General features: G+C 71.4%; 21 protein-coding genes and 4 pseudogenes. 14 read left to right on the top strand and 11 right to left on the bottom strand.

All coding sequences use genetic code 11. The features are described from left to right. Positions 1–19: 19 nt before the first annotated feature. Positions 20–4,933, bottom strand: coding sequence for an ATP-dependent helicase (locus ACWD1U_RS32935; protein ID WP_451113027.1), 4,914 nt, complete (start codon positions 4,931–4,933; stop codon positions 20–22). A 230-nt stretch (positions 4,934–5,163) separates the two neighbouring features. On the opposite strand from ACWD1U_RS32935, the pseudogene ACWD1U_RS32930 reads away from it, so the two are divergent. The 3 genes and pseudogenes from ACWD1U_RS32930 to ACWD1U_RS32920 form a co-directional block, all read left to right on the top strand. Further along, a pseudogene (locus ACWD1U_RS32930) lies at positions 5,164–6,129 on the top strand (AraC family transcriptional regulator); the annotation flags it as partial. Next, complete coding sequence (locus ACWD1U_RS32925) at positions 6,039–6,761, top strand: AzlC family ABC transporter permease (RefSeq protein WP_451113026.1); 723 nt, start codon at positions 6,039–6,041, stop codon at positions 6,759–6,761. The pseudogene ACWD1U_RS32930 and the gene ACWD1U_RS32925, both read left to right, overlap by 91 nt. Next, positions 6,758–7,066, top strand: a complete 309-nt coding sequence (locus ACWD1U_RS32920; protein ID WP_451113025.1) for an AzlD domain-containing protein — start codon at positions 6,758–6,760, stop codon at positions 7,064–7,066. Before ACWD1U_RS32925 ends, ACWD1U_RS32920 begins: the two co-directional genes overlap by 4 nt. On the opposite strand, the gene ACWD1U_RS32915 is transcribed toward ACWD1U_RS32920, so the two are convergent. Continuing rightward, entirely contained in the window at positions 7,067–8,011 is a 945-nt protein-coding gene (locus ACWD1U_RS32915; RefSeq protein WP_451113024.1) for a hypothetical protein, read from the bottom strand. A 78-nt stretch (positions 8,012–8,089) separates the two neighbouring features. On the opposite strand from ACWD1U_RS32915, the gene ACWD1U_RS32910 reads away from it, so the two are divergent. The 4 genes from ACWD1U_RS32910 to recX all read left to right on the top strand — a co-directional run bounded on the left by ACWD1U_RS32910 (position 8,090) and on the right by recX (position 11,959). Further along, positions 8,090–8,284 carry a DUF3046 domain-containing protein gene (locus ACWD1U_RS32910; RefSeq protein ID WP_451113023.1) on the top strand — a complete coding sequence of 65 codons (195 nt, stop codon included), beginning with the start codon at positions 8,090–8,092 and terminating at the stop codon, positions 8,282–8,284. A 112-nt stretch (positions 8,285–8,396) separates the two neighbouring features. Continuing rightward, positions 8,397–9,665: an AI-2E family transporter gene (locus ACWD1U_RS32905; protein WP_451113022.1), complete on the top strand. Its 1,269-nt coding sequence runs from the start codon at positions 8,397–8,399 to the stop codon at positions 9,663–9,665. Positions 9,666–10,039: 374 nt separating this feature from the next. After that, a complete protein-coding gene (gene recA, locus ACWD1U_RS32900; RefSeq protein WP_451113021.1) occupies positions 10,040–11,164 on the top strand; it encodes a recombinase RecA in 1,125 nt (374 codons plus the stop codon). A 3-nt stretch (positions 11,165–11,167) separates the two neighbouring features. Then, complete coding sequence (recX, locus tag ACWD1U_RS32895) at positions 11,168–11,959, top strand: recombination regulator RecX (RefSeq protein WP_451113020.1); 792 nt, start codon at positions 11,168–11,170, stop codon at positions 11,957–11,959. A 251-nt stretch (positions 11,960–12,210) separates the two neighbouring features. Here recX and ACWD1U_RS32890 read toward each other — a convergent pair whose 3' ends face one another. The 6 genes from ACWD1U_RS32890 to ACWD1U_RS32865 form a co-directional block, all read right to left on the bottom strand. Continuing rightward, entirely contained in the window at positions 12,211–12,675 is a 465-nt protein-coding gene (locus ACWD1U_RS32890; RefSeq protein ID WP_451113019.1) for a rhodanese-like domain-containing protein, read from the bottom strand. 94 nt (positions 12,676–12,769) lie between these two features. After that, positions 12,770–14,377, bottom strand: a complete 1,608-nt coding sequence (locus ACWD1U_RS32885; RefSeq protein WP_451113018.1) for an FAD-dependent monooxygenase — start codon at positions 14,375–14,377, stop codon at positions 12,770–12,772. A 280-nt stretch (positions 14,378–14,657) separates the two neighbouring features. Continuing rightward, complete coding sequence (locus ACWD1U_RS32880) at positions 14,658–15,566, bottom strand: amino acid ABC transporter permease (RefSeq protein WP_451113017.1); 909 nt, start codon at positions 15,564–15,566, stop codon at positions 14,658–14,660. Further along, the gene (locus ACWD1U_RS32875; RefSeq protein WP_451113016.1) at positions 15,563–16,240 is read right to left on the bottom strand and encodes an amino acid ABC transporter permease; all 678 of its coding nucleotides are present in this window, start codon (positions 16,238–16,240) and stop codon (positions 15,563–15,565) included. Before ACWD1U_RS32875 ends, ACWD1U_RS32880 begins: the two co-directional genes overlap by 4 nt. Positions 16,241–16,371: 131 nt before the next feature. After that, positions 16,372–17,217, bottom strand: a complete 846-nt coding sequence (locus tag ACWD1U_RS32870; RefSeq protein WP_451113015.1) for a glutamate ABC transporter substrate-binding protein — start codon at positions 17,215–17,217, stop codon at positions 16,372–16,374. A 75-nt stretch (positions 17,218–17,292) separates the two neighbouring features. Further along, a complete protein-coding gene (locus ACWD1U_RS32865; protein ID WP_451113014.1) occupies positions 17,293–18,069 on the bottom strand; it encodes an amino acid ABC transporter ATP-binding protein in 777 nt (258 codons plus the stop codon). Between the two features lie 290 nt (positions 18,070–18,359). Here ACWD1U_RS32865 and ACWD1U_RS32860 point away from each other — a divergent pair, with 290 nt between their 5' ends. After that, the gene (locus ACWD1U_RS32860) at positions 18,360–19,046 is read left to right on the top strand and encodes a response regulator transcription factor (protein WP_451113013.1); all 687 of its coding nucleotides are present in this window, start codon (positions 18,360–18,362) and stop codon (positions 19,044–19,046) included. Positions 19,047–19,055: 9 nt separating this feature from the next. Then, positions 19,056–20,462 carry an ATP-binding protein gene (locus ACWD1U_RS32855; RefSeq protein ID WP_451113012.1) on the top strand — a complete coding sequence of 469 codons (1,407 nt, stop codon included), beginning with the start codon at positions 19,056–19,058 and terminating at the stop codon, positions 20,460–20,462. Here the strand turns inward: ACWD1U_RS32855 and ACWD1U_RS32850 are convergent. After that, complete coding sequence (locus ACWD1U_RS32850; protein ID WP_451113011.1) at positions 20,452–21,453, bottom strand: TAXI family TRAP transporter solute-binding subunit; 1,002 nt, start codon at positions 21,451–21,453, stop codon at positions 20,452–20,454. The genes ACWD1U_RS32855 and ACWD1U_RS32850 overlap by 11 nt on opposite strands. Positions 21,454–21,550: 97 nt before the next feature. On the opposite strand from ACWD1U_RS32850, the gene ACWD1U_RS32845 reads away from it, so the two are divergent. Both ACWD1U_RS32845 and ACWD1U_RS32840 read left to right on the top strand, forming a co-directional pair. Continuing rightward, entirely contained in the window at positions 21,551–21,958 is a 408-nt protein-coding gene (locus ACWD1U_RS32845; protein ID WP_451113010.1) for a pyrophosphohydrolase domain-containing protein, read from the top strand. A 77-nt stretch (positions 21,959–22,035) separates the two neighbouring features. After that, positions 22,036–22,162: pseudogene (locus ACWD1U_RS32840) on the top strand (IS5/IS1182 family transposase); the annotation flags it as partial. Positions 22,163–22,245: 83 nt separating this feature from the next. Here ACWD1U_RS32840 and ACWD1U_RS32835 read toward each other — a convergent pair. Next, positions 22,246–23,463, bottom strand: coding sequence for a cation:proton antiporter (locus ACWD1U_RS32835; protein WP_451113009.1), 1,218 nt, complete (start codon positions 23,461–23,463; stop codon positions 22,246–22,248). A 4-nt stretch (positions 23,464–23,467) separates the two neighbouring features. Further along, positions 23,468–23,953, bottom strand: a complete 486-nt coding sequence (locus tag ACWD1U_RS32830; protein WP_451113008.1) for a cation:proton antiporter regulatory subunit — start codon at positions 23,951–23,953, stop codon at positions 23,468–23,470. A 216-nt stretch (positions 23,954–24,169) separates the two neighbouring features. Here ACWD1U_RS32830 and ACWD1U_RS32825 point away from each other — a divergent pair. The 3 genes and pseudogenes from ACWD1U_RS32825 to miaB form a co-directional block, all read left to right on the top strand. Beyond that, positions 24,170–24,781: pseudogene (locus ACWD1U_RS32825) on the top strand (sensor histidine kinase); the annotation flags it as partial. A 24-nt stretch (positions 24,782–24,805) separates the two neighbouring features. After that, a pseudogene (locus tag ACWD1U_RS32820) lies at positions 24,806–24,913 on the top strand (LuxR C-terminal-related transcriptional regulator); the annotation flags it as partial. A 64-nt stretch (positions 24,914–24,977) separates the two neighbouring features. Continuing rightward, on the top strand, positions 24,978–26,495 hold the full coding sequence (gene miaB, locus ACWD1U_RS32815) for a tRNA (N6-isopentenyl adenosine(37)-C2)-methylthiotransferase MiaB (protein ID WP_451113007.1): 1,518 nt from the start codon (positions 24,978–24,980) through the stop codon (positions 26,493–26,495). Positions 26,496–26,640 lie beyond the last annotated feature (145 nt).

Raw genomic sequence — 26,640 nt, 5'->3', positions numbered from 1 at the left:
TGGCACGTCGCCGGGACGATCAGGCGCGGAGGCGGAGGCCGCGGGGAGTCGCGATGAAGCCCGCTCCTTCCAGGAGAGTGCCGATGGGGGAGGTCAGGGCCTGGGCGCCGTTGACGCGCTCCACGGTGACCGTGCCGAGGGAACCCGCGCGGGCGGCTGCGGCGAGAGCTTCCGCCGCTGCGCGCAGGCGGGGGTCTTCTGCGGGGCCGCCCTCCGGGTCGGCGGCCCAGGCGAGCAGGGACTTGCCGCCGCGTTCCATGTAGAGCGTCAGTTCGCCGTCGACGAGCACCACCAGGGAGCCCGCCTTGCGGCCCGGCTTGTGCCCGGCGCCGGTCGGGGGTTCGGGCCAGCCCAGGGCGGCGCCGTACGCGTTCGCCGGGTCGGCGGCGGCCAGGACGACGGCCCCGGACGCTTCGGGGCGGGTGCGGCGGCCCGTGAAATCGGAGTCGTACGGTGCGCGTCCGCCGTTCTGCCAGGGCGGGGTGTTCCGCGGTGTGTAGTCGCGGGGCGAGACCCACTCGTCCCGGGACGGCTGAGGTGCGTCGAAGGATACGCCCAGGCCGGGGAAGCCGTCGGGGCCGGGGGCGTCGGTGTGGTCGCCCGAGGGGGCCGAGCCGTCCGGTCCGGCGAAGTCATGGGCGGGCAAGGGATCGAGGCCGGGGTCCGGCGGAGGGCCGGGCAGGCTCTCGCCCCGGTCGCGGGCGTTGGACACCGCGCGCAGCCGGTCCACGGCGCCGTCCATCGCGAACTGAGCCGCGCCCAGGCCCTCCACCACGTAGCCGCGGCGGGCCTGGCCGCTCTCCTCGAAGACGGACAGGACGCGGTACGTCGCCGAGAAACCGCCCTCGACGCCCTCCGCCGAGACCGCGCCCCTGGTCACGACGCCGTGCCGGTCGAGGAGGGTGCGGGCGAGGGCGTGGGCCCGCACGGTCGGGTCCGGCTCGTGGGCCGGGAGCAGGGACCAGCGGCCGGCGACGGTCGGCGGCCCGGAGCGGGACGCGGTACGGGCCGCGGCCGTCAGGGAGCCGTAGCGGCCGCGCGGGACGGCGCGCTTGGCGCGGTGGGCCGTGGATCCGGCGGTGCGGCCCGAGCCCAGCAGCGAGCGCATGGGGGTGAGCGTGTCGTTGGTCAGGCGGCCCGACCAGGCCAGGTCCCAGAGGGCGTCCGCCAGCTGGGGATCGGTGGCCTCGGGATGGGTCGTGGCGCGGACCTGGTCGGCGATCTGGCGGAAGAACAGGCCGTAGCCGCCGGAGAGGGCGTCCAGGACGGACTGGTGGAGGGCGGTCAGCTCCAGGGGGTGCGGGGGCGGCAGGAGCAGCGGTGCCGCGTCGGCCAGGTAGAGCGAGACCCAGCCGTCCTTGCCGGGGAGGGAGCCCGCTCCGGCCCAGACGATCTCTCCGGCGGCGGTGAGTTCGTCCAGCATCGCCGGGGTGTAGTTCACGACCCGGGAGGGCAGCACGAGCTTCTCCAGGGCGGAGGCCGGCACGGACGCGCCCTGCAGCTGCTCGACGGCGCGCACCAGTCCGTCGACGCCGCGCAGGGAGTGCCCCTTGCCGATGTGCTGCCACTGGGGAAGGAACTGGGCGAGCGCGGCCGGCGGCACCGGCTCCAGCTCGTGGCGCAGGGCGGCCAGGGAGCGGCGGCGCAGTCGGCGCAGCACGGCCGCGTCGCACCACTCCTGGCCGATCCCGGCCGGATGGAACTCGCCCTGGACGACCCGGCCCGCCGCGGAGAGCCGCTGGAGAGCGCCCTCGGTGACGGCCACGCCCAGGCCGAAACGGGCCGCCGCCGCGGCCGACGTGAACGGGCCGTGGGTGCGGGCGTAACGGGCGAGGAGGTCGCCCAGCGGGTCCTTGACGGGCTCGGTGAAGGCTTCCGGCACGCCGACGGGCAGGGCCGTGCCCAGCGCGTCGCGCAGGCGGCCCGCGTCCTCGATCGCCGCCCAGTGGTCGGCACCGGCGATCCTGACCCGGATGGCGCGGCGGGCACCGGCCAGCTCCCGCGCCCACTGCGGTTCGGCGCCCCGCTCGGCGAGCTCGGCGTCCGTGAGCGGACCCAGCATGCGGAGAAGGTCGGCGACGCCCTCGGCGTCCTTGACGCGGCGGTCCTCCGTCAGCCACCGGAGCTCGCGCTCCAGCTCGGTCAGGACCTCCGCGTCGAGCAGCTCGCGCAGCTCCGCCTGGCCGAGCAGCTCGGCCAGCAACCGCGAGTCCAGCGACAGGGCGGCGGCGCGGCGTTCGGCGAGCGGGGAGTCGCCCTCGTACAGGAACTGCGCGACGTAACCGAAGAGGAGGGAGCGCGCGAAGGGGGACGGCTCGGGGGTGGTGACCTCGACGAGGCGGACCTTGCGGGACTCCACATCGCCCATCAGCTCGACGAGTCCGGGCACGTCGAAGACGTCCTGGAGGCACTCCCGGACCGCCTCCAGGACGATCGGGAACGAACCGAACTCGCTCGCCACCTGCAGCAGCTGTGAGGCCCGCTGCCGCTGCTGCCACAGCGGGGTGCGCTTGCCCGGGTTGCGGCGCGGCAGCAGCAGCGCGCGGGCGGCGCACTCGCGGAAACGCGCCGCGAACAGCGCCGAGCTGCCCACCTGGTCGGTGACGACCTGGTCGACCTCGCCCTTGTCGAAGACGATGTCGGCGGCGCCCACGGGGGCCTGCTCGGCGTCGTACTCCCGGCCCGTCTTCACCGGCTCCTGGTCCAGCAGGTCCAGGCCCATCAGGTCGGCGTCCGGCAGGCGCAGCACGATGCCGTCGTCGGCGTGCATGACCTGCGCGTCCATGCCGTACCGCTCGGAGAGCTTGGCGCCGAGGGCGAGCGCCCAGGGGGCGTGCACCTGGGCGCCGAAGGGGGAGTGCACCACCACGCGCCAGTCGCCGAGCTCGTCGCGGAAGCGCTCCACGACGATCGTCCGGTCGTCCGGGACGTGTCCGCAGGCCTCACGCTGCTCGTCCAGGTAGGAGAGCACGTTGTCGGCCGCCCAGGCGTCCAGGCCGGCGGCGAGGAGACGGAGCCGGGCGTCGTCCTTGGACAGCGAGCCGACCTCGCGCAGGAACGCGCCCACCGCCCGGCCCAGTTCGAGCGGGCGGCCCAGCTGGTCGCCCTTCCAGAAGGGCAGCCGGCCCGGTACGCCCGGGGCGGGGGAGACCAGGACGCGGTCGCGGGTGATGTCCTCGATGCGCCAGGAGCTCGTGCCGAGGGTGAAGACGTCGCCGACGCGGGACTCGTAGACCATCTCCTCGTCGAGCTCGCCGACCCGGCCGCCGCCCTTCTTCGGGTCGGCGCCCGCGAGGAAGACGCCGAAGAGGCCGCGGTCGGGGATCGTGCCCCCGGAGGTGACGGCGAGGCGCTGTGCGCCTGGGCGGCCGGTGATCTCGCCGGTGACGCGGTCCCACACCACGCGCGGGCGCAGCTCGGCGAAGGCGTCGGACGGGTAGCGGCCCGCGAGCATGTCGAGGACCGCGGTGAAGGCGGACTCGGGCAGCGAGGCGAAGGGAGCGGCCCGGCGGACGGCGGCGAGGAGGTCGTCGAACTGCCAGGTGTCCATGGCCGTCATGGCGACGACCTGCTGGGCCAGGACGTCCAGGGGGTTGGCGGGGACCCTGAGGGACTCGATGGAGCCGGTGCGCATGCGCTCGGTGACCACCGCCGCCTGCACGAGGTCGCCGCGGTACTTGGGGAAGACCACGCCGGTGGAGACCGCGCCCACCTGGTGGCCGGCCCGGCCCACGCGCTGGAGGCCGGAGGCGACCGACGGCGGGGACTCGACCTGGACCACCAGGTCGACCGCGCCCATGTCGATGCCCAGTTCGAGGCTGGAGGTGGCCACGACTGCGGGGAGGCGGCCCGCCTTCAGGTCCTCCTCGACCAGGGCGCGCTGCTCCTTGGACACCGAGCCGTGGTGGGCGCGGGCGATGACCTGGGGTGCGCCCTGGGCGGCACCTGAGCCGCCCATGAGCTCGGCGGGGGAGTGGTGCTCGTCGAGGGGCTCGCCCGTGGCCCGTTCGTACGCGATCTCGTTCAGGCGGTTGCAGAGGCGCTCCGCGAGGCGGCGGGAGTTCGCGAAGACGATCGTGGAGCGGTGGGACTGGACGAGGTCGGTGATCCGCTCCTCCACGTGCGGCCAGATCGACGGACGCTCGGCGCCCTCCTGGCCGTCCGCCACCGGGGAGCCGCCCAGCTCGCCCAGGTCCTCGACCGGGACGACCACGGACAGGTCGAACTCCTTGCCCGACTCCGGCTGCACGATCTCCACCCGGCGGCGGGGCGAGAGGAAGCGAGCCACCTCGTCGACCGGGCGGACCGTCGCGGAGAGGCCGATGCGTCGGGCCGGCTTCGGGAGGAGCTCGTCCAGCCGCTCCAGGGAGAGGGCGAGATGGGCGCCGCGCTTGGTGCCGGCGACCGCGTGCACCTCGTCGAGGATCACCGTCTCGACGCCCGTCAGTGCGTCGCGCGTGGCCGACGTCAGCATCAGGAACAGCGACTCCGGCGTCGTGATCAGGATGTCCGGCGGGCGGGTCGACAGGGCGCGGCGCTCGGCCGCGGGGGTGTCGCCCGAGCGGATGCCCACCTTCACCTCGGGTTCGGGCAGGCCGAGGCGTACGGATTCCTGGCGGATGCCGGTCAGGGGGCTGCGGAGGTTGCGCTCGACGTCCACCGCGAGGGCCTTCAGGGGGGACACGTACAGGACGCGGCAGCGCTTCCTGGGGTCGGCGGGGGGAGGCGTCGAGGCCAGCTGGTCCAGGGCGGCGAGGAAGGCGGCCAGGGTCTTGCCGGAGCCGGTCGGGGCCACGACCAGGACGTCCGAGCCCTCGTGGATGGCCTGCCACGCGCCGGCCTGAGCCGTGGTGGGCGCGGAGAAGGCGCCCGTGAACCAGGCGCGGGTCGCGGGGGAGAAGCCGTCCAGGGGTCCGGGTGCTGTGCTGGGCATGCGTCCATCGTGCACCCGGGCACTGACATCGGGGGCGCCTCGGTCACGCCTGCCGGTTCGCGGTGGGCCGGGGCCGCGCCGGGGGTGTGCGTCCTCGGAACGGCGCGAGAGGCCTGGGCGCCGACCGACTGGCCGTTGATCCCGCCGACCGCCCGCCGGTGTGCACCCCCGACCCGTCCCCGCCCTCGCCGCCGGAGAGTGCGGATGCACCGGGGCGCGTCCTGTCGTCCATGGCCGCGGACAATGGTCGGATGAGCGAGCGCGCGCGGCACTGGCGGTACGACGAGCTGCCCGGTGTGGATCTGCTGCGGGCGCGGTATGTGCGGAAGACCTTCGTGCGGCATACGCACGAGAACTTCGTGATCGCCGGCATCGCCGACGGGGTGGAGGTGTTCCACCACGGTGGGGGCGATCAGTACGCGGGGGCCGGCGCTCTCGCACTGGTGAATCCCGACACACCGCACACCGGGCGGGCCGGGGTGCCCGAGGGCTGGCGGTACGGGGCCGTGTACCCGTCCGTCGACGTGGTGGCGGAGATCGCGGCCGAGACCACGGTGCTGCGGGGGACGCCGGGCTTCGTCAGTCCGGTCGTGGACGATCCGTACGCCGTGGGGCTGGTGCATCAGGTGCTGCGGGCGGCCGACCAGGGCAACGCGCTGGCCGCGGACACGCTGCTGCGGGTTGCGGTGACCAGGTTGCTGCGGTTGAACGGGGGGCCCATGCCGCGGCGCCAGGTGCGGACGGCAGGGACCCGGATCGCGGCACGCGCGCGTGGAGTGCTGGAAGAGCGGATGGCGCGACCGCCGAGCCTGGAGCGGTTGGCGGCCGACCTCGGGACCAGTCCGTTCGCTTTGCTGCGGGCCTTTCGGGACGCCTACGGGATGCCTCCGCACGCGTGGCTCACGGATGCGCGGGTGCGGCGGGCGCGACGCCTGCTGGACATGGGCACGGCCCCCTCGGAGGTCGCCGTGGCCGTGGGGTTCACCGATCAGCCGCACCTCAACCGGCACTTCAGCCGGATGGTCGGCGTGCCTCCGGGGGCGTATCAGCGGGAGCGCAAGAACGTACAAGACCCGCGGTAGGCACTGCTCGTAGCGTGCGGGGCGTGGCAGATCGGACAGCTCTCAAAGATGCAGGGACAGGTGGGGAAGCGGACCGGGCCGTCGTGCGGGACGCGCTGGGTGTCGGGGTGGCCGTCGGGCTGTCCGGGTTCGCCTTCGGAGTGACGTCGGCCGGCAGCGGACTCACGCTGCTGCAGACATGTGCCCTCAGCCTCCTGGTGTTCACCGGTGCTTCCCAGTTCGCGCTGGTGGGGGCCCTCGCGGCCGGGGGCGGTCCGTTCACGGCCGCTGCCGGGGCCTTCTTCCTGGGGGTGCGGAACGCCTTCTACGGGTTGCGGCTGTCGCAGGTGCTGGCCCTCCCCCGCGCGGTGCGGCCGTTCGCCGCCCAGTGGGTGATCGACGAGACGGCCGCCGTCGCGCTCGCGCAGCGAACGCGGCGCGGTGCGCGGATCGGGTTCCTGGTGACGGGGCTGACCCTGTACGTCCTGTGGAACCTCACCACGCTGCTCGGTGCCCTGGGCGCCGAGGCCCTCGGGGACACCGACGCGTGGGGGCTGGACGCGGCGGGGCCCGCGGTGTTCCTGGCGCTGCTCGCGCCGATGCTGAAGACCGGCACCGAACGGGCCGTCGCCGGGCTCGCCGTGCTGCTGGGGCTCGGGCTCCTGCCCGTGCTGCCCGCCGGGGTGCCGGTGCTGCTGGCCGCGCTGGCGGCGCCGGTGGTGCTGTGGGCGGACGGCCGTCGCCGGGGACAGGAGGATGAGCGTTGAACGTCTGGATCGCCATCGGTGTGACCGTCCTCGGGTGCTACGCCGTCAAGCTGGCCGGGCTGTCGGTGCCCGCGGAGGCCCTGGAGCGGCCCGTCGTCGAGCGGCTCGCGGCGTTGCTGCCCGTGGCGCTGCTCGCGGCCCTCACGGCCCAGCAGACCTTCGCCGACGGGCAGACGCTGATGCTGGACGCGCGGGCCGCCGGGGTCGGTGCCGCCGCCGTGGCGCTGATGCTGCGTGCGCCGTTCCTGCTCGTCGTGGCGGCGGCCGTGGTGGTGACCGCGGGAGTGCGGGTCATGGGGGCCTGATCAGCCGATGCTGCGGCCATAGGCGCTGAGGGTGCGCAGGGCCTCGATCGTCACTGCCGGGCGAGCCTCCAGTGCGGGGGCCGGGGCCCAGTGGCGCCAGCGGACCGGCCAGCCGCCGTCCTCCTGCTGGAGGGCCGCGAGGTGGTCCAGGGAGCGGGCCATCTCATCGTCGGTGAACCACGCCCGCGCGAGGGAGCGCGGTGTCCTGGCGTAGTCGTACGGGAAGTGGTGCTCGCCCGGGGCGTAGCCGGGGGACACCGGGTACGCGTCCACATGCCCGGGGTCCAGAGCCGCCAGACGGTGTGCGCGGACCAGACGGCCCAGACGGTCGGCTGCCGCCTCCGCACGCGGGCGGTCGGGAGCCGAGTCCAGGAAGGCGACGGCGGCCTCGACCTCGTACGGATGCGACCTCTCCAGGGACTCGACCACCTGCCAGCAGAAGTCCGTGGCCCTGAAGAGCCACGCGTGCCACACCTCGTTGCGGTGCAGGATCCCGACCACCGGACCGGTGGCCAGGAGTTCGCTGGGCGGGTCGTCCACGACCCTCACGAAGGGCGCCGTCGGGTAGCCGCGCTGGCTCGGATGGATCGCCGGGAGCGCGCCGTCCACCGTGGACACCGACGTCAGATAGCGGCACATGCGTTCCACGCGCTGTCCCGCGCAGCGCCCGACGGCGTCCAGGACGCGCAGGGCGTGGGCGGTGTGCAGCGGCTGGCTGACGGGGCCGCGCAGATCGGGCTCCAGTGCGTGGCCGTACCCGCCGTCCTCGTTGCGGTAGGCGTCCAGGGCGATCTCCACCGGATCGGCGGAGCCGCCCCGGAAGCGGTGTGTGAAGAGGCGCTGCTCGAGCACGCGGGCGGTGAGCCATACGAACCGCTCCGCGCGCGTGACGGGGCTGTGCGGCGCGGGCGTCGGGGGGAGTGCGGAGGCTCCGGTTTCGGGCATGGGTCAGACCGTAGGGCGGAAAGCGGCGCCGGCAGGCGTCCCGGCTCAGGCACACCCCCAGGGCGGGATACTGGAGTCATGCGGTTGACGGTCTTCTGGCAGCGGATGGATGAGCACTTCGGCCCGGGATACGCCGACACCTTCGCGCGCGACCACGTGATGGCGGAACTCGGCGGGCGCACGGTGAACGAGGCGCTGGACGCCGGCTGGGACGCCAAGGCCGTGTGGCAGGTGGTCTGCGCGGTGATGGACGTGCCCCGGGAGCGGCGCTGACACCGTGGACGGTCGACCTCGAAGATCGCTGACCGACCTCAAAGATCGCTGACCGGTCACGAAGATCGCAGCCGGGCAGACGGCTGTCGGTGGCGTGTACGAGACTTGGTCCGTGGCACCCACTGACGAGACCGGGCAGGCAGCCCAGCAGTCCTCCGCGTCCGATACGACGCCGCCCGCCCGGCCCCCGGCCGGCGGGGCCGGACCGAACGGCCGCATGCCGCGCTGGCTGCCGCGCGCCATGGTGCTCGCGCTCGCCCTCGTCGCCGTGTTCCAGCTGGGCAGCTGGGCCTTCCACCAGCTCACCGGCCTGCTGGTCAACATCCTCATCGCGTTCTTCCTGGCGCTCGCCATCGAGCCCGCGGTGGGCTGGATGGCCTCGCGGGGCATGCGCCGAGGGTTCGCCGCGTTCGTCGTCTTCATCGGCGTGGTGATCGTGGCGGCGGGCTTCGTCACGCTGCTCGGATCGATGCTCGCCGGCCAGCTCATCAAGATGGTCGAGGGGTTCCCTGACTATCTCGACTCCGTCATCAGCTGGGTCAACGCCCACTTCAAGACCGACCTGAAGCGCGTCGACATCCAGGAGGGTCTGCTCCGTTCCGACTGGCTGCGCAACTACGTGCAGAACAGCGCGACGGGCGTCCTGGACGTGTCCGCACAGGTCATCGGAGGCATCTTCCAACTGCTGACGATCGCGCTGTTCTCGTTCTACTTCGCCGCCGACGGACCCCGGCTCCGCCGCGCGATCTGCTCCGTCCTGCCGCCCGCCCGGCAGGCCGAGGTACTGCGCGCGTGGGAGATCGCCGTGAACAAGACCGGCGGCTACATCTACTCGCGCGGCCTGATGGCGCTGATCTCCGGTATCGCGCACTTCGTGCTGCTGCAGGCCCTGGACGTGCCCTACGCGCCCGTGCTCGCCGTGTGGGTGGGCCTGGTGTCGCAGTTCATCCCCACCATCGGCACGTATCTCGCGGGCGCCCTGCCCATGCTGATCGCGTTCACGGTGGATCCCTGGTACGCGCTGTGGGTGCTGATCTTCGTCGTGATCTACCAGCAGTTCGAGAACTACGTGCTGCAGCCCAAGCTGACCTCCAAGACCGTCGACATCCACCCCGCTGTCGCCTTCGGCTCGGTCGTCGCCGGCGCCGCGCTCCTCGGCGCCGTCGGCGCGCTGATCGCCATCCCCGCCATCGCCACGCTGCAGGCCTTCCTGGGCGCTTACGTGAAGCGCTACGACGTCACGGACGACCCCCGGGTCCATGGCCATCGGCGCCGTGGGGAGGGGCCGGGCCTGTTGTCGCGCGCGAGGGGACTGTGGACGGCACGGCAGCCAGGGGCGGAGCGACGCGGGGGCGGGGGCTCCGGGGAGAGTTCCTCCTGAGGGACCCTGACGGGCACCGCTCCGCCACGACAGGACCAGCCCGGGCAGGGCCATGAAGACGGCGGACTGGACGTGCTCGGTGCGCGGGCGGGCCGCCTGGCCGGGACCGGCCCCGACGGCGCGAGTCGAGGCGCCTGCCTCGAGAGGCCGACCACCGTGACACCGAGATGCCGTGTGGTGCGCTTGACACGAAAATCGAACATCTATTCTCATGGAGGCGCCGGCAAGGCTCAACGGTGGGCATTTCGACATAGTTTGGATGGAGAAGTGCCCGAGTTATCCACAGGCCGGACGTGCGTCGGGGCGCGTTGTCAGTGGCAGGCGTTAGCGTCTTTGACGTGAAGCGATCGACTCAAGCAAATCGGGTGGAACCCATGGCAGGAACCGACCGCGAGAAGGCCCTGGATGCCGCTCTCGCACAGATTGAACGGCAATTCGGCAAGGGCGCGGTCATGCGCATGGGCGACCGGACCATGGAGCCCATCGAGGTCATCTCGACCGGGTCCACGGCCTTGGACGTGGCCCTCGGTGTGGGCGGCCTGCCGCGCGGCCGCGTCGTGGAGATCTACGGACCGGAGTCCTCCGGTAAGACCACCCTGACCCTGCACGCGGTGGCGAACGCGCAGAAGGCCGGCGGCCAGGTCGCCTTCGTCGACGCGGAGCACGCACTCGACCCCGAGTACGCCAAGAAGCTCGGCGTCGACATCGACAACCTCATCCTCTCCCAGCCCGACAACGGCGAGCAGGCCCTGGAGATCGTGGACATGCTGGTCCGCTCCGGCGCCCTCGACCTCATCGTCATCGACTCCGTCGCCGCGCTCGTCCCGCGCGCGGAGATCGAGGGCGAGATGGGCGACAGCCACGTCGGTCTGCAGGCCCGCCTCATGAGCCAGGCCCTGCGGAAGATCACCAGCGCGCTCAACCAGTCCAAGACCACCGCGATCTTCATCAACCAGCTCCGCGAGAAGATCGGCGTGATGTTCGGCTCCCCGGAGACCACGACCGGTGGCCGGGCGCTGAAGTTCTACGCGTCGGTGCGTATCGACATCCGCCGCATCGAGACCCTGAAGGACGGTACGGAGGCGGTCGGCAACCGCACTCGCTGCAAGGTCGTCAAGAACAAGGTCGCCCCGCCCTTCAAGCAGGCCGAGTTCGACATCCTCTACGGCCAGGGCATCAGCCGCGAGGGCGGCCTGATCGACATGGGCGTGGAGCACGGCTTCGTCCGCAAGGCCGGCGCCTGGTACACGTACGAGGGCGACCAGCTCGGCCAGGGCAAGGAGAACGCGCGCAACTTCCTGAAGGACAACCCCGACCTGGCCAACGAGATCGAGAAGAAGATCAAGGAGAAGCTGGGTGTCGGCGTGCGTCCCGAGGAGCCGGCCGCCGAGCCGGGCACGGACGCCGCGGTCGCCGCACCGGCCGACGCGGCGCCGGCTGTCCCCGCCCCGGCAGCGGCCAAGACGAGCAAGTCCAAGGCCGCCGCAGCCAAGAGCTGACCCGTGACACGACGAACCGACTGGGCGGAGTACGAGTACGCCGGCTCCGGTGTCCCACGGGGGAGGGACACCGGAGACGACACGGGCTCGGTCGTGGACGGGGAGGACGGGCGCGGGGATGCGCCGTTCGGAGGCGATGAGCCGCACGGGGGCGGCTCATCCGGGGGCGGCTCGCGTGGCGGTGGGCAGCGCGGCGGTCGGCGGGGGCGTCGTCGGCGTGGCTTCGGTGAGGCGGCCGACGTCGAGGACGGAGGTGCCCTCTCCTCGTCGAGGGCCGGGCAGGAGGTGCCTCCAGGGGACCCGGTCGAGCAGGCTCGGGCGATCTGCCTGCGTCTGCTGACCGGGACCCCGCGGACCCGCAAGCAGCTCGCCGACGCCCTGCGCGAGCGGCAGATCCCGGACGACGCCGCGGAGGAGGTGTTGTCGCGGTTCGAAGAGGTCGGCCTCATCAACGACAGTGCCTTCGCGGAGGCCTGGGTGGAGTCCCGCCACCATGGCAGAGGACTGGCCCGGCGTGCCCTCGCCCGGGAGCTGCGGACCAAGGGCGTCGACTCCACGCTGATCGACGAGGCCGTCTCCCGGCTGGACTCCGAGCAGGAGGAGGCGACGGCCCGCGAACTCGTCGCACGCAAGCTCCGCTCCACCCGCGGCCTCGACCGGGACAAACGCCTCCGCCGCCTCGCGGGCATGCTCGCCCGCAAGGGCTACCCCGAGGGCATGGCCCTGCGGGTGGTCCGGCAGGCGTTGGAGGAGGAGGGGGAGGATAGGGAGTTTCTGGGCGACGAGGGGTTCTGAACGGCCGGCCTGCTCAGCAAACGCTCCTTCTGGAGCGACTCGACTTGTTCTGCGCCTTCTGCAGACGCCAGGTTGGCGGCTGGGCAAGTCGGTGCTGATGGACCCGGAGGGCGGCTACGGCGATCCGGTGCTCGGGTGCGATGCCCGGCACGACCATGTCGTCGTCCTGGCTGAACCGCCGGGCAGGTGACCATCGCGCCGGACGGTTCGGTCGCGTCCCCGAGGAGACAACCTGCGCTGCCCGGAGGGGCTCACTCCACTGGCAGCCCCTCCTCCCGCCAGGCCTGGAATCCCCCGACCAGATCCGTGGCCCGGTGCAGGCCCAGTTGGTGCAGCGAATGGGCTGCCAGGCTGGAGGCATAGCCCTCGTTGCAGACGACGATGACGCGGAGGGCGTGGCTCGTCACCTCGGGGAGGCGGTGGGAGCCTTGTGGGTCGAGGCGCCACTCCAGTTCGTTGCGCTCGACGGCGACGGCGCCGGGGATGAGACCGTCCCGTTCGCGCAGGGCGGCGTAGCGGATGTCCACCAGCAGCGCGTCCCCGGTCCGGGCGGCCTCGTACGCCTCCCGCGGTTCGATCCGCTCGTAGCCCGCCCGCACGCGCTCCAGGAACTCGTCGATGGCCACACGGCGGCAGGACGGGCGACACACGCAGCCCGCATAGCGGACGAGGTCCATATGGACCCTCCGCCACAGGCGCACACAGGTGTCGGTCACGCACCGGAGTACACCATGACCGCCAAGACCGGTCGACTCACCGTCACCATGGCGAAGCACGGTGACGGTGAGCACGTCGGGCCGGCTGTCGAGGTCAGGGCGAGCCCACCGAGGCACCGGCTCCGGCCTGCGCCTTCACCGGCCCGCCCACCGCGGCCTCCGCCGCCGCGTGCAGGTCGGCCGGGCGCACTCCGCTCAGCGCGGTGACGAGGTGCCCGTCGGGGCGCACCAGGAGCACGGTGTGTGCGGCCGCGCCCGGGTAGCTCTCGGCGACCAGCAGCTCGGCGGGGTGCGGCAGCGCCGTGACCGCCGCCGCGAGCTGGGGCATGATGCCGGCCCTGGCCCAGTGCTTCCGCTCCCACACGCCCGTGCCCGGGGCGATCAGCACCACGAGCAGCGCGCCCCGCCCGAGCCGGTCCCGCAGTCGCACGAAGGCGCCGTCCTCCGCCGTGACCCGAACATCGGTGATGGGCGCGCCGGGCGGTGTGTCGACCGGGGTCTCTCCTTCGAGGCGTTGGGGTGCGAGCGGCGAATCGACGTACGTCCCCGGCGCGCCCAGCTGGCCCTGTCCCAGGTGACCGTCCGTCAGGAGTGCGTCATGGCCACGGGAGGAGCCGGGGACGTAGGAGCGCAGGCCCCCGCCGCCGCGCAGCAGCGGCAGGGCCTGGTCGGCGGCGCGGAGCCGGGCGGCGACGACCGCCCTGCGTTCGCTCTGGTAGCTGTCGAGGAGAGCCTCGTGCGGTCCGTGGTGCCAGGCAAGGGCCAGTTTCCAGGCGAGGTTGTCGGCGTCGCGCAGCCCCTCGTCCAGCCCGTGCGTCCCCAGCGCGCCGAGCAGGTGGGCAGCGTCCCCGGCGAGAAAGACGCGGTCGGCGCGCCAGCGGCGGGCCAGACGGTGGTGGACCGTGTGGACGCCGGTGTCCAGCAGTTCGTACGGCGGGGTCGTGCCGCCCGTCCAGCCGGCCAGGGTCTCCCGGATCCGGGTCAGCAGCAGCTCGGGGGTGACCAGGTCCTTGCCGGGTGGCAGCAGCCAGTCGAGGCGCCAGACGCCGTCCGGCAGCGGGCGGGCGGTGACTTCGTTGGCCGAGGGCCCCGACATGCGCCAGGGCGGCATGCGGTGCAGCAAGGCCTCGTCGGGCCAGGGCAGTTCCGTGCGCAGTGCGGCGACGGCGTGACGTTCCACCGCCGTACGGCCCGGGAAACGGATGTCATGGAGCTTGCGCACGGTCGAGCGGGGCCCATCGCAGCCGACCAGGAAACTGCCGCGCCACCACGTGCCCTTGGGGCCGCGGGTGTGGGCCGTGACGCCCGAGGACTCCTGCTCGATGCCGTCGACCCGGCTCTCCACCGCGACTTTGACGAGCCGTTCGCCCGACAGGGCCGCGCGCAGGGCGTCGGTCAGCACGTGCTGGGCGATGTGCAGCGGGACGGGCTCGGTGCCGTCGAAAAAGACCTCGCGCATCACCTGCTTGCGCCGCACCGACCGCCATCCGGCCCAGTGGGCACCGGCCTGGTCGAGGCGTACGCCGGTCAGCCGTTCCACGAGAGCGGCGGTGTCCTCGCGCAGGACGACGGTGCGCGCCGCACGGGGTTCGTCCTTGCCCGGCCCCTCGTCCAGGACGACGCACGGCACCTCCTGACGCGCCAGCGCCAGGGCGAGCGTGAGCCCGACGGGCCCCGCTCCGACGATGATCACCGGATCCACGGCGCGGCGCCCCCTGCCCGTGGTGTTGTCCTGAGAGACGCAGGTGAACAGGAAGTTGGAGCAGGGTGCACGATCACAGAACGTATGCAACCCATTGCCGGTGCTTGCGTCAAGTGACCAGGGGTTGGTGGCGATCATGCCGCTGCACCAAGGGTAGCCGGGCGACGCGCTCGTCACTCGATGGGTGTCAGGGGTGGCCGGAGCCGGATGGCTCAGGGCTCGGCACGACTGTGGCCCGCCGGATCCCCGGCGGGCCACAGTCGTAGCGGTTTTCGGGCCGTCAGATCGTGCCGCCGGCACCGGTGCCGTAGGTGCCGCCCACCTCGGCCGCGTTCACGTCGTCGACCTTGTCGGCACCGAGAACTGCACCCGTGCTCCGCTTGCTGCGGCGCAGCCTGCGCTCCAGCCAGGAGGCGAAGGACGTGAGGATGAAGTTCAGCACGATGAAGATGACCGCCACCACGATGAAGCTGGGGATGACGTTCGCGTAGTTGGCCGCGAGGGTGCTGCGCGTGTTGAGCAACTCGGTGAACCCGAGCATCACGCCGCCCAGCGCGGTGTCCTTCACGATGACGACCAGCTGGCTGACGATGGCGGGCAGCATGGCGGTGACGGCCTGCGGGAGCAGGATGCTGCTCATCGTCTGGCCCTTGCGCAGGCCGATCGCCATTGCGGCTTCCGACTGCCCCTTGGGCAGGGAGAGGATGCCCGCGCGGACGATTTCGGCGAGCACCGACGCGTTGTAGAGCACCAGGCCGGTGACGACCGCGTACAGGGGCCGCTCATCGCTGGGGATGCCCGTGGAGCGGACGTAGAACTCGTTGGCGAACAGCATCAGCAGCAGCACCGGGATGGCCCGGAAGAACTCGACCACCGCGCCGGCCGGGATGCGCACCCAGCGGTGGTCGGACATGCGTGCGATACCGAGGACGGCGCCCAGCGGGAGGGCGATGACCATGGAGAGGACCGCGGCCTTCAGGGTGTCAGCCAGGCCCGGCAGCAGGTACGTCGTCCACGCTTCGGACGTGGTGAACGGCTTCCACAGGGACCATTGCAGCTGGCCCTTTTCGTCCATCGTCTGCCAGACCCACCACAGCAGCAGGGCGAGCAGGACGAAGAAGACCACCGAGAAGAACACGTTGCGCCGCTTGGCCCGGGGGCCGGGGGCGTCGTAGAGGACGGACGTCATCGCTTCACCGCCAGTCGCTTGCTCAACCAGCCCAGGATCAGGCCGGTGGGCAGGGTCAGTACCACGAAACCGAAGGCGAAGACCGCGCCGATGAGCACCGTCTGTGCCTCGTTCTCGATCATGTCCTTCATCAGGAGGGCGGCCTCCGCCACTCCGATCGTGGCCGCCACGGTCGTGTTCTTGGTCAGCGCGATCAGCACGTTGGCCAACGGCCCGATGACCGAGCGGAACGCCTGCGGCAGCACCACGAGCCGCAGGATCTGGCTGAAACTCAGCCCGATGGCACGGGCGGCCTCCGCCTGGCCGACAGGCACTGTGTTGATGCCCGAGCGGATCGCCTCGCAGACGAAGACGGCGGTGTAGGCGACGAGGCCGAGGACCGCCAAGCGGAATGCCTTGGCCTCGAAGTCGTCGGGGACGCCCATCGTCACGCCGAAGATGTTGGCGAGGCCGAGCGAGGTGAAGACGATGATGACGGTGAGAGGGATGTTCCGGACGATGTTCACATAGGCGGTGCCGAACCCGCGCATCAGCGGAACCGGACTGACCCGCATGGCCGCCAGCAGGGTGCCCCAGATCAGGGATCCGACGGCCGAGAGGACGGTGAGCTGCACAGTGACCCAGAAGGCACCCAGCAGGCTCGGGTCGTCATAGTCAGATAGAAAGTCGAACACGATCTCCCGCGCTTCCGGGTGTGTGGCTTGGGCAGCGGACGTGCCGCGCCGCCGCCGAAGAAGCGAGAGGCGGCGGCGCGCCTGCGGATCCCCGCTGTGTCGCGGGGATCCTGCGTCGGCGGAATCCCGCGTTACTGGACGATCTGGCCGATCTTCGGGGCCTTCTCGTACTTGTAGTTCGCCGGCCCGAAGTTGTCCTTGACGGCCTTGTCCCAGGCGCCGTCGCTGACCATCTTCTCCAGCGCGTCGTTGATCTTGTTCACGGTCGCGGTGTCGCCCTTCTTCACACCGATGCCGTAGTTCTCGTTGCTCAGCTTGAGCCCGGCGAGCTTGAACTGCCCCTTGTACTGTTCCTGCGCCGCGAAACCGGCGAGGATCGCGTCGTCCGTGGTCAGGGCGTCGAGCTGGCCGCTCTGCAGACCCGCGATGCACTCCGAGTAACCGCCGAGCCGCTGGAGCTGGGCCTTCGGCGCAATCTTGTCCTTGACGTTCTGAGCCGAGGTGGAGCCGGCCACCGAGCACAGCTTCTTGCCGTTGAGGTCCGTGCCCTCCTTGATGTCCGAGTCTGCCTTCACCAGCAGGTCCTGGTGGGCCAGCAGGTACGGACCGGCGAAGTCGACCTTCTGCTTGCGCTCGTCGGTGATCGAGTACGTGGCCGCGATCATCTTCACGTCACCGCGGGCCAGCGCGTTCTCACGGTCGGCGCTCTTGGTCTCGACCCACTCGATCTGGTTGGGCTCGTAGCCCAGTTCCTTGGCCACGTACGTTGCCACGTCCACGTCGAAGCCGGAGAAGGAACCGTCGGGCTCCTTCAGGCCCAGACCGGGCTGGTCGTACTTGATGCCGATCTTGATCTTGTCGCCGCCGCCGGAGCCGGAGCCGTTGGAGTCACCGCCGTCGTCGCCACCACAGGCAGTAGCGGTCAGGGCGAGGACGAGAGCGGTGGCGGCCGCAGCGGAGACCTTGCGGAGCTTCATGGTGAACATCCTTTGCCGTGAAGAGAAAAACCGATGTTGCGGGTGACGCGGATCGTCGCGGGCGCGACGCGCGCCTCAGTGGTGCAGGATCTTCGACAGGAAGTCCTTGGCACGGTCGCTGCGCGGATTGCTGAAGAACTGGTCGGGCGCAGCCTCCTCGACGATCCGGCCGTCCGCCATGAACACCACGCGGTTTGCAGCCGATCGTGCGAAACCCATCTCATGGGTGACGACGATCATCGTCATGCCGTCGCGGGCGAGCTGCTGCATGACCTCCAACACCTCGTTGATCATCTCGGGGTCGAGCGCGGAGGTCGGCTCGTCGAAGAGCATGACCTTCGGCTCCATGGCCAGAGCCCGCGCGATCGCGACGCGCTGCTGCTGGCCGCCGGAGAGCTGTGCCGGGTACTTCTCGGCCTGCGCGGCCACGCCGACCCGGTCGAGCAGGGCCCGGGCCCGTTCCTCGGCCGCCTGCTTGTCCTTCTTGCGGACCTTGATCTGGCCGAGCATCACGTTCTCGAGCACGGTCTTGTGCGCGAAGAGGTTGAAGGACTGGAAGACCATGCCGACGTCGGCCCGCAGCCGGGCCAGCTCCTTGCCCTCGGCGGGCAGGGGCTTGCCGTCGATCGCTATCGAGCCGGAGTCGATCGTCTCCAGGCGGTTGATGGTGCGGCACAGGGTGGACTTGCCGGACCCGGAGGGTCCGATGACCACGACGACTTCACCGCGGGCGATCGTCAGGTCGATGTCCTGGAGTACGTGCAACGCGCCGAAGTGCTTGTTGACGCTCTTCAGGACGACCAGTTCGCCGGTCGCGGCCACATCTTCCTTGGCCACCGATACTTCGGTCATCGCTCTCAGGCTCCGTCCTCCTCGGTTTCGGAGGACAGTAGTAACCCTCTACGACCTGCGTCATTACATCTGAGGGGAATCTGAGCATCACGATCCGATAGCAATCGGACACGTGTCGTAGCACTTATGAGCAGCGCTCATACCAGCCGGGTAACGGAAGCTCTCCGCAACCGGAACCCTCTTGACGCCGTCCTCATCCATCAGCGTGACTGCACAAGGTGCACGCGCGCGCGTGCACGCGTTTTTGTACACATCTAGATCGTACGGCCAGTGAACCGAAGGGGGTCCGGGTGAGGCTGCTGCTCGTCGAGGACGACAACCACGTCGCCGCCGCCCTGGCGGCGGTCCTGGCACGGCACGGCTTCGACGTCACGCACGCGCGCAGCGGTGAGGAGGCCCTCCAGGCACTGGTACCCGAGGGCGACTGCTTCGGCGTGGTCCTCCTCGACCTCGGCCTGCCCGACCAGGACGGATACGAGGTCTGCGGCAAGATCCGCAAGCGGACCAGCACCCCGGTGATCATGGTCACCGCGCGGTCCGACGTGCGTTCACGCATCCACGGCCTCAACCTCGGCGCCGACGACTACGTGGTGAAGCCCTACGACACCGGGGAGTTGCTCGCCCGCATCCACGCCGTGAGCCGGCGTACCTCCCACGAGGACACCTCCAGTGGCATCGAGACCGAGCTGCGGCTCGGCCCCGTGCACATAGAGCTGCCGACGCGCCGGGTCAGTGTGGACGGGGCGGTGGTCCAGCTGACCCGCAAGGAGTTCGACCTGCTGGCCCTGCTCGCGCAGCGGCCCGGGGTGGTCTTCCGCCGGGAGCAGATCATCAGCGAGGTGTGGCGGACCAGCTGGGAGGGGACCGGGCGCACGTTGGAGGTGCACGTCGCGTCCCTGCGCGCCAAGCTGCGCATGCCCGCCCTCATCGAGACCGTGCGCGGGGTCGGCTACCGGCTCGTCGCGCCTGCCGGGTAGCGGGGCCGGGTGCGCACTCGTCTGCTCCCGCTGCTCATCATCCTGATGGCGGCCGTGCTCCTCGCGCTCGGCATCCCGCTCGCCGTCAGCCTCGCCGGCGCGCAACAGCAGAAGGTCGTCGTCGACCGGATCGACGACACGGCACGCTTCGCGGCCCTCGCCCAGTTCGTCACCGACTCGCCCGACGGGACCACCGGCGCGTTCGAGAACGAGCGCCTGGCCACCCTCAGCAGCGAGCTCCGCAGCTACTACGAGGTCTACGGCATCCGCTCCGGCGTCTTCTACCGCACCGGCACCGCCATGGCCCACGCACCGGCCAGATGGTCCCTGCCCAAGGAGGGCGAGGTACGCGACGCCTTCGAAGAGGCGAAGCTCAGCCGGCGCAGCCACGACCCGAAGCAGGTGTGGCCCTGGCAGCGCCGCAACCTCGTGGTCGCCTCGCCGGTCATCCGGGACGGCGATGTCGTCGCGGTCGTCGTCACCGACTCGCCCACCGGGCAGATGCGTTCGCGCACGCTGCACGGCTGGCTGGTCATCGGCGCGGGGGAGTCCGCCGCGATGCTGCTGGCCGTCGGCGCCGCCCTGCGGCTGACCGGCTGGGTGCTCAAGCCCGTACGGGTCCTGGACGCCACCACCCACGACATCGCCACCGGGCGGCTCAAGTCCCGGGTCGCCGCCGCCGGTGGGCCGCCGGAACTGCGGCGCCTGGCCCGGTCGTTCAACGAGATGGCGGACAACGTAGAGGACGTGCTGGAGCAGCAGCGCGCCTTCGTCGCCGACGCCTCGCACCAACTGCGCAACCCCCTCGCGGCACTGCTGCTGCGCATCGAGCTGCTCTCCTTCGAGCTGCCCGAGGGCAACAAGGAGATCGCCTCGGTCCAGGCCGAGGGCAAGCGCCTCGCACAGGTCCTGGACGATCTGCTCGACCTGGCGCTGGCCGAGCACACCGAGGCCGATCTGAGGATCACGGACATCGGTGAGCTCGCCGCCGAACGCCTCGCGGCCTGGTCCCCGACCGCCGACGCCAAGGGCGTACGCCTGGCGGGCGACTGCCCGCCGACGACCGCGTGGACCGACCCGGTCGCGCTCTCCAGCGCACTGGACGCGATCATCGACAACGCCGTCAAGTTCACACCCGAGGGCGAGACGGTCGAGGTGAGCGTCGCTTCCTATGGCGCCACCTCCACCGTCGTCGTCAGCGACAACGGCCCCGGCCTCACCGACGAGGAACTCGCCCGCATCGGCGACCGTTTCTGGCGCAGCGGCCGCCACCAGAACATCAAGGGCTCCGGCCTCGGCCTGTCCATCTCACGGGCGCTGCTCGCGGCGGGCGGCGGCTCGATCGCCTACGACCATCACGAGCCGCACGGGCTGCGAGTGACGGTGCGAGTGCCCAGGTCAGCGCCTACGGCTTGACCGACTGGTAGTACCGCTGGGCGCCGACGTGCAGCTGGAGCGGATCGGTGTAGATCGCCGTGCGGACGTCGACCAGCTGGGCGGAGTGCACGGTCGCGCCGATGCCGTCCCGGCTGTCGAGCACCGTACGGGTCAGCCACTCGGTGAGCCGCGGGTCCATGTCGCTGCGCGTGACCAGCAGGTTGGACACCGCCAGGGTCGGCACCGGGTCGCCGCGCTGGATGGTGGGGTAGGCGGACTCCGGCATCTTGGTGGCGCGGTAGTAGCGCGTGGCACCGCCCTGGTCGTGCAGCTTGGCCACGAGCCCGGCATCGATCGGCACGAACCGGAAGGCCGACGCCGATTTCTTGGCCGGCCGGCTCAACCCGTCCGTGGGCAGCCCGCCCGACCAGAAGAACGCGTCGAGGCCGTGCCCGAGCCGCTTGGGCCCGGTGTCGATGCCGTCCGACGACGGCTTGATGTCCTTCTTCGGGTCGATGCCGGCCGCCTTGAGCACGCCGTTCGCGATCAGCCGTACGCCGGAGTTCGGCAGTCCTATGGCCACCCGCTTGCCCCGCAGGTCCGCGATGGAGCGGATGTCCGAGTCCGGCGGCACGACGAGCTGCACATAGTCGTCGTACAGGCGCGCGACACCGCGCAGCCGGTCGGCTCCCGCACTGTTGTCGAGCATGTACGTGGCGACCGCGTCGGCCGCGGCGATCGCGAAGTCGGCCTTGCCCGTCGCCACATCCGCGACGTTCTCCTGAGAACCGGCACTGGTCAGCAACCGCACCTTCAGGTCGGGCATGTCCTTGGCGATCTCGATGCGCAGCAGCTCGCCGTACTCGTGGTACACCCCCGCACGCGTGCCCGTGCTGAAGGTGATCGTCCCGCCCGGCGGCTCCTCGGCCCAGGGGCGCAGCCACCACAGCAGCAGTCCGAGGACCAGGAGAGCGGCGGTGCCGCCCTGCATGGCACGGCGCCTGCCGATACGGGGGAACGTCTGGGACATGCGCGAGATCCTGCCAGCCGTTGTGCCCGCCTGACCAGGGGAGGGGTCCGCATCCGGGCGGTCAGGAGTGTCAGTGCCGGCCACTACAGTCGCCCCCATGAGCTCCTCGCCCGCTGACCTGGTCCGAGAATTCCACCTGGCCTTCGGCCTGGACGCCCGCAGCACCCCGACGGAGGTCTCCCCGGCACTCGCCGCCCACCGGGGCGAACTCCTCGCGGAGGAGGCCGCGGAGGTCGCCGAGGTGGCGGTGAAGGGCCCGCTCGACCGGCTCGCCCACGAGCTGGCGGACGTGGTCTACGTCGCTTACGGCACCGCTCTGGTCCACGGCATCGACCTCGACGCCGTCCTGGCCGAGATCCACCGCTCCAACATGACCAAGATCGGCCCGGACGGCACCGTCTCCCGCCGCGAGGACGGCAAGGTCCTCAAGGGAGAGCACTACGAGGCGCCGGATGTGCCGGGGGTGCTGAGGAGGCAGGGGTGGGTGCCGGGCGGGGGCGACTGACCCGGGCTCCCGCATGAGGTTGGGGGACGACCGACCCGGACGGGGATCCGACCGGGGCACCTGGCCGGGGGTGAGCCGACTGCCAGCGGATGCTGCTGGACCGGCTTCGGGCGGCACACCGCCTGCACTTCTCCCGCGTCACCGTCGTCGCCTCGCACCTGCAGGAAGCGGGGGCGAAGCAGCCCAAAAGTCGGGCCGAGTCCGTTTCCCGGGGCCGGGGCTGCGGGACCGGGCTCGGGCCAGCCACCTGGTCGGCGGCGACCGACCCGCACCACCTGGTTCCTCCCTCAGTCGGCGACCGGTGCCTCCACCTCCGTCGTCCGGGGCGTGGGCTCCGGCCGGCGGGGCTCGCGGCGCCGAACCCACCAGGACGCCACCGGCTCGGTGTAGCGCGCGGTGAGCGGGCCCAGGACCACCAGGATGAGGACGTACGCCGTGGCCAGCGGTCCGAGGGAAGGCTCGACTCCGGCCGCGACCGCGAGGCCCGCGATGACGATGGAGAACTCGCCACGGGCCACCAGTGCGCCGCCCGCCCGCCAGCGGCCCTTGACGGAGATCCCGGCCCGCCGGGCCGCCCAGTACCCGGTGGCGATCTTCGTCAGCGCGGTGACGACGGCCAGTCCGAGGGCGGGCAGTAGCACGGGCGGGATGCTCGACGGGTCCGTGTGCAGCCCGAAGAAGACGAAGAAGATCGCCGCGAACAGGTCACGCAGCGGACTCAGCAGGGTGTGCGCACCCTCCGCCACCTCACCGGACAGCGCGATGCCCACCAGAAAGGCCCCCACCGCCGCCGACACCTGCAACTGCTGGGCCACACCCGCGACCAGGATCGTCAGGCCCAGCACGACCAGCAGCAGTTTCTCCGGGTCGTCGCTGGAGACGAAGCGCGAGATGACCCTGCCGTAGCGCACGGCCAGGAACAGCACGAGCCCGGCCGCGCCCAGCGCGATCGCCAGGGTGAGACTGCCGGCCAGCAGCCCGGCCCCCGCCACCAGTGCCGTGACGATGGGCAGGTACACGGCCATCGCCAGGTCCTCCAGCACCAGCACGCTGAGGACCACGGGCGTCTCGCGGTTGCCGACCCGGCCCAGATCGCCGAGCACCTTCGCGATCACGCCCGATGACGAGATCCAGGTGACACCGGCCAGGACCACGGCGGCCACCGGCCCCCAGCCGAGCAGCAGCGCCACCGCCGCCCCCGGCAGCGCGTTGAGCGCGCAGTCGACCAGACCGGACGGGTAGTGCGTCTTGAGGTTGGAGACCAGATCGCTCGCCGTGTACTCCAGGCCCAGCATCAGCAGGAGCAGGATGACGCCGATCTCGGCGCCCGTGGCGACGAACTCCTCGCTCGCCCCGAGCGGCAGCAGACCCCCTTCGCCGAACGCCAGACCGGCCAGGAGGTACAGCGGTATCGGCGAAAGCCGGAAACGGGCGGCGAACCGGCCGAGCAGGCCGAGGCCGAGAATGATGGAGCCGAACTCGATCAGCAGGACCGCGGAGTGCACCGGCTCACTCCCGCTCGAGTATCGCCGCGGCCGCGTCGACGCCCTCACGCGTCCCGACGACGATCAGAGTGTCACCGCCCGCCAGCCGGAAGTCCGGCGCGGGCGACGGGATCGCCTCGGCCCGCCGCAGCACCGCCACCACCGACGCGCCCGTGTCCGTGCGCATCCGCGTGTCGCCCAGCACCCGCCCGTTCCATCGCGAGGTCGCGGCCACCTCGATCCGCTCGGCGACCAGCCCCAGATCCGTCGTGTACAGCAGGCTCGGGCTGTGGTGGGACGGCTTCAGCGCGTCGATCAGCGAACCGGCCTCCGAGCCGGTCAGCCGCAGCGACTGCGCGCAGGAGTCGGGGTCGTCGGCCCGGTACACGTTCACCGTGCGCGTGCCGTCGCGGTGCGCCACCACCGACAGATGGCGGTGTTCCCGGGTCTCCAGGTCGTACTGGACCCCGATACCCGGCAGCGGCGTCGCCCTCAGGCGCGGAGCTGACACGTTGCTTCCCCTTGTCCGTCGTGTTCGTCGTGTTCGTCGTGCTCTTGAAGGTCCGGTGAACCGTGGCGATCATCGGATCGAGTCACCTCCGCATGCTGCCATCCGGCCGTACCGCGACGACATGGGTGTCGTGACGGATATACGCGGCGGCCGGTCGCGGAGAGGGTGGAGCGGGCTGTGTCATACCCGAGGGCCGGAAGGAGCGGAGCCGGGAACGTGTCGTTGTCCTGGCGGATCTTCTCACTCAACGCCGCGGGCCTTTCGGGGCCACCGCGTTGCTGCTCGGCCCGGTCACCGTGTCCACCCCCGTCCTGCCCGGCGAGGCGCTGGTCCTGCTCTGCGGCCTGATGACGCTGCTCGCCGGCAACGCGCTCGGGCTGCGCTTCGGCCTCGTACCCCTGCAACGGCTGGACCGGGCCATGACCACCGCGGACCTGCTGCGCCCGGGCTCCCGGCCGGTGGTGAGCGGCCCGGCTGGGGCGGCCGGGCTGATCACGACGTACAACACGATGCTCGACCGGCTGGAGGCCGAGCGGGCCGCGGGCGCCGCCCGGGCACTGTCCGCGCAGGAGAGCGAACGGCACCGGATCGCCCGGGAACTCCACGACGAGCTCGGGCAGACCCTGACCGCCGTCCTGCTCCCACTCAAAGCGTCGCCGACCGGGCGCCCGAGAAACTGCGCGAGGAGGTGGGCCAGGCGCGGGAGGCGACCCGGGCCGGCCTGGACGAGATCCGCCGGATCGCCCGCCGACTGCGCCCCTGTGTCCTCGAGCGCACGGGCTGACCAGCGCCCTGCGCTCGCTCGCCGGCGAGTTCACGAGCCATGGATCGGCGAACTCCTTTTCCTCAGTGCTCAAGACGGTCGAATGCCACCGCGCCAACCTCCTCCGGAAGCTCGGCGTGCGCGACTGCCTGGAGCTGACCCGGTACGCGATCAGAGCCGGCCTGATCGAGCCGTGAGCTCGGGAACCCGGTTGTCCACAGGCGACCGAGTCACTTCCGGCGACCGCCTACCCTTGTCCCCATGAGCAGCATCGACCGGAGCCAGACAGTGGGCGGCACGCGCACATATGAGGTACGCACCTACGGGTGCCAGATGAACGTCCACGACTCCGAGCGATTGGCCGGACTGCTGGAGGACGCGGGCTACGTCCGCGCCCCCGAGAACGCCGACGGCGAGGCCGACGTGGTGGTGTTCAACACCTGCGCCGTGCGGGAGAACGCCGACAACAAGCTGTACGGCAACCTCGGCCACCTCGCGCCGAAGAAGGCCGGCCGCCCCGGCATGCAGATCGCGGTCGGCGGCTGCCTCGCGCAGAAGGACCGCGACACCATCGTGAAGAGGGCGCCCTGGGTGGACGTCGTCTTCGGCACGCACAACATCGGCAAGCTCCCGGCCCTGCTGGAGCGCGCCCGCGTGCAGGAGGAGGCGCAGGTCGAGATCGCCGAGTCGCTGGAGGCGTTCCCCTCGACGCTGCCGACGCGCCGCGAGAGCGCGTACGCGGCCTGGGTCTCCATCTCCGTCGGCTGCAACAACACCTGCACCTTCTGCATCGTCCCGGCCCTGCGCGGCAAGGAGAAGGACCGCCGCCCCGGCGACATCCTCGCCGAGATCGAGGCCTTGGTCGCCGAGGGCGTCTGCGAGGTCACGCTGCTCGGGCAGAACGTCAACGCGTACGGCTCCGACATCGGTGACCGCGAGGCCTTCAGCAAACTGCTGCGCGCCTGCGGGAAGATCGACGGCCTGGAGCGCGTCCGCTTCACCTCGCCTCACCCTCGCGACTTCACCGACGACGTCATCGCCGCGATGGCCGAGACGCCGAACGTGATGCCGCAACTGCACATGCCGCTGCAGTCCGGCTCCGACCCGGTCCTGAAGGCGATGCGCCGCTCCTACCGCCAGGAGCGCTTCCTGGGGATCATCGAGAAGGTCCGAGCCGCCATCCCGCACGCGGCGATCAGCACCGACATCATCGTCGGCTTCCCCGGCGAGACCGAAGAGGACTTCGAGCAGACACTGCACGTGGTGCGCGAGGCCCGCTTCGCCCAGGCCTTCACCTTCCAGTACTCCAAGCGCCCCGGCACCCCGGCCGCCGAGATGGAAGGCCAGATCCCCAAGAAGGTCGTCCAGGAGCGCTACGAGCGTCTGGTCGCCCTCCAGGAGGAGATCTCCTGGGAGGAGAACATGAAGCAGGTCGGCCGCACGCTGGAGTTGATGGTCGCCGAGGGCGAGGGCCGCAAGGACGACACCACCCACCGCCTGTCCGGCCGCGCCCCCGACAACCGCCTCGTCCACTTCACCAAGCCGGACCGGGAGGTCCGCCCCGGTGACGTGGTCACGGTCGAAATCACCTACGCCGCCCCGCACCACCTCCTCGCCGAGGGACCCGTGCTGGACGTGCGCCGCACGCGCGCGGGCGACGCCTGGGAGAAGCGGAACGCGGCCGAGCAGGCCAAGCCGGCCGGCGTCATGCTGGGCCTGCCGAAGATCGGCGCCCCGGAGCCGCTGCCGGTCGCGACGAGCGGCTGCGGCTGCGACTGATTCCGGGGGAGACGGCGGGGCCGAACCGAGCCGCGAGGAGACGGCGGGACCGGCCGGCAGCCGTGAGGGTACGGCGGGGCCCGCCTGAGCCGTGAGGAGAGGGCGTCGACCGGTCCCAGCCGGAGGAGACTGCGGGTGCCAGGCG

Source organism: Streptomyces sp. NPDC002788 (genome assembly GCF_053592115.1).
Note: the sequence above shows the minus strand (reverse complement) of the source record. Positions and strands in the feature narration are given on the sequence as shown.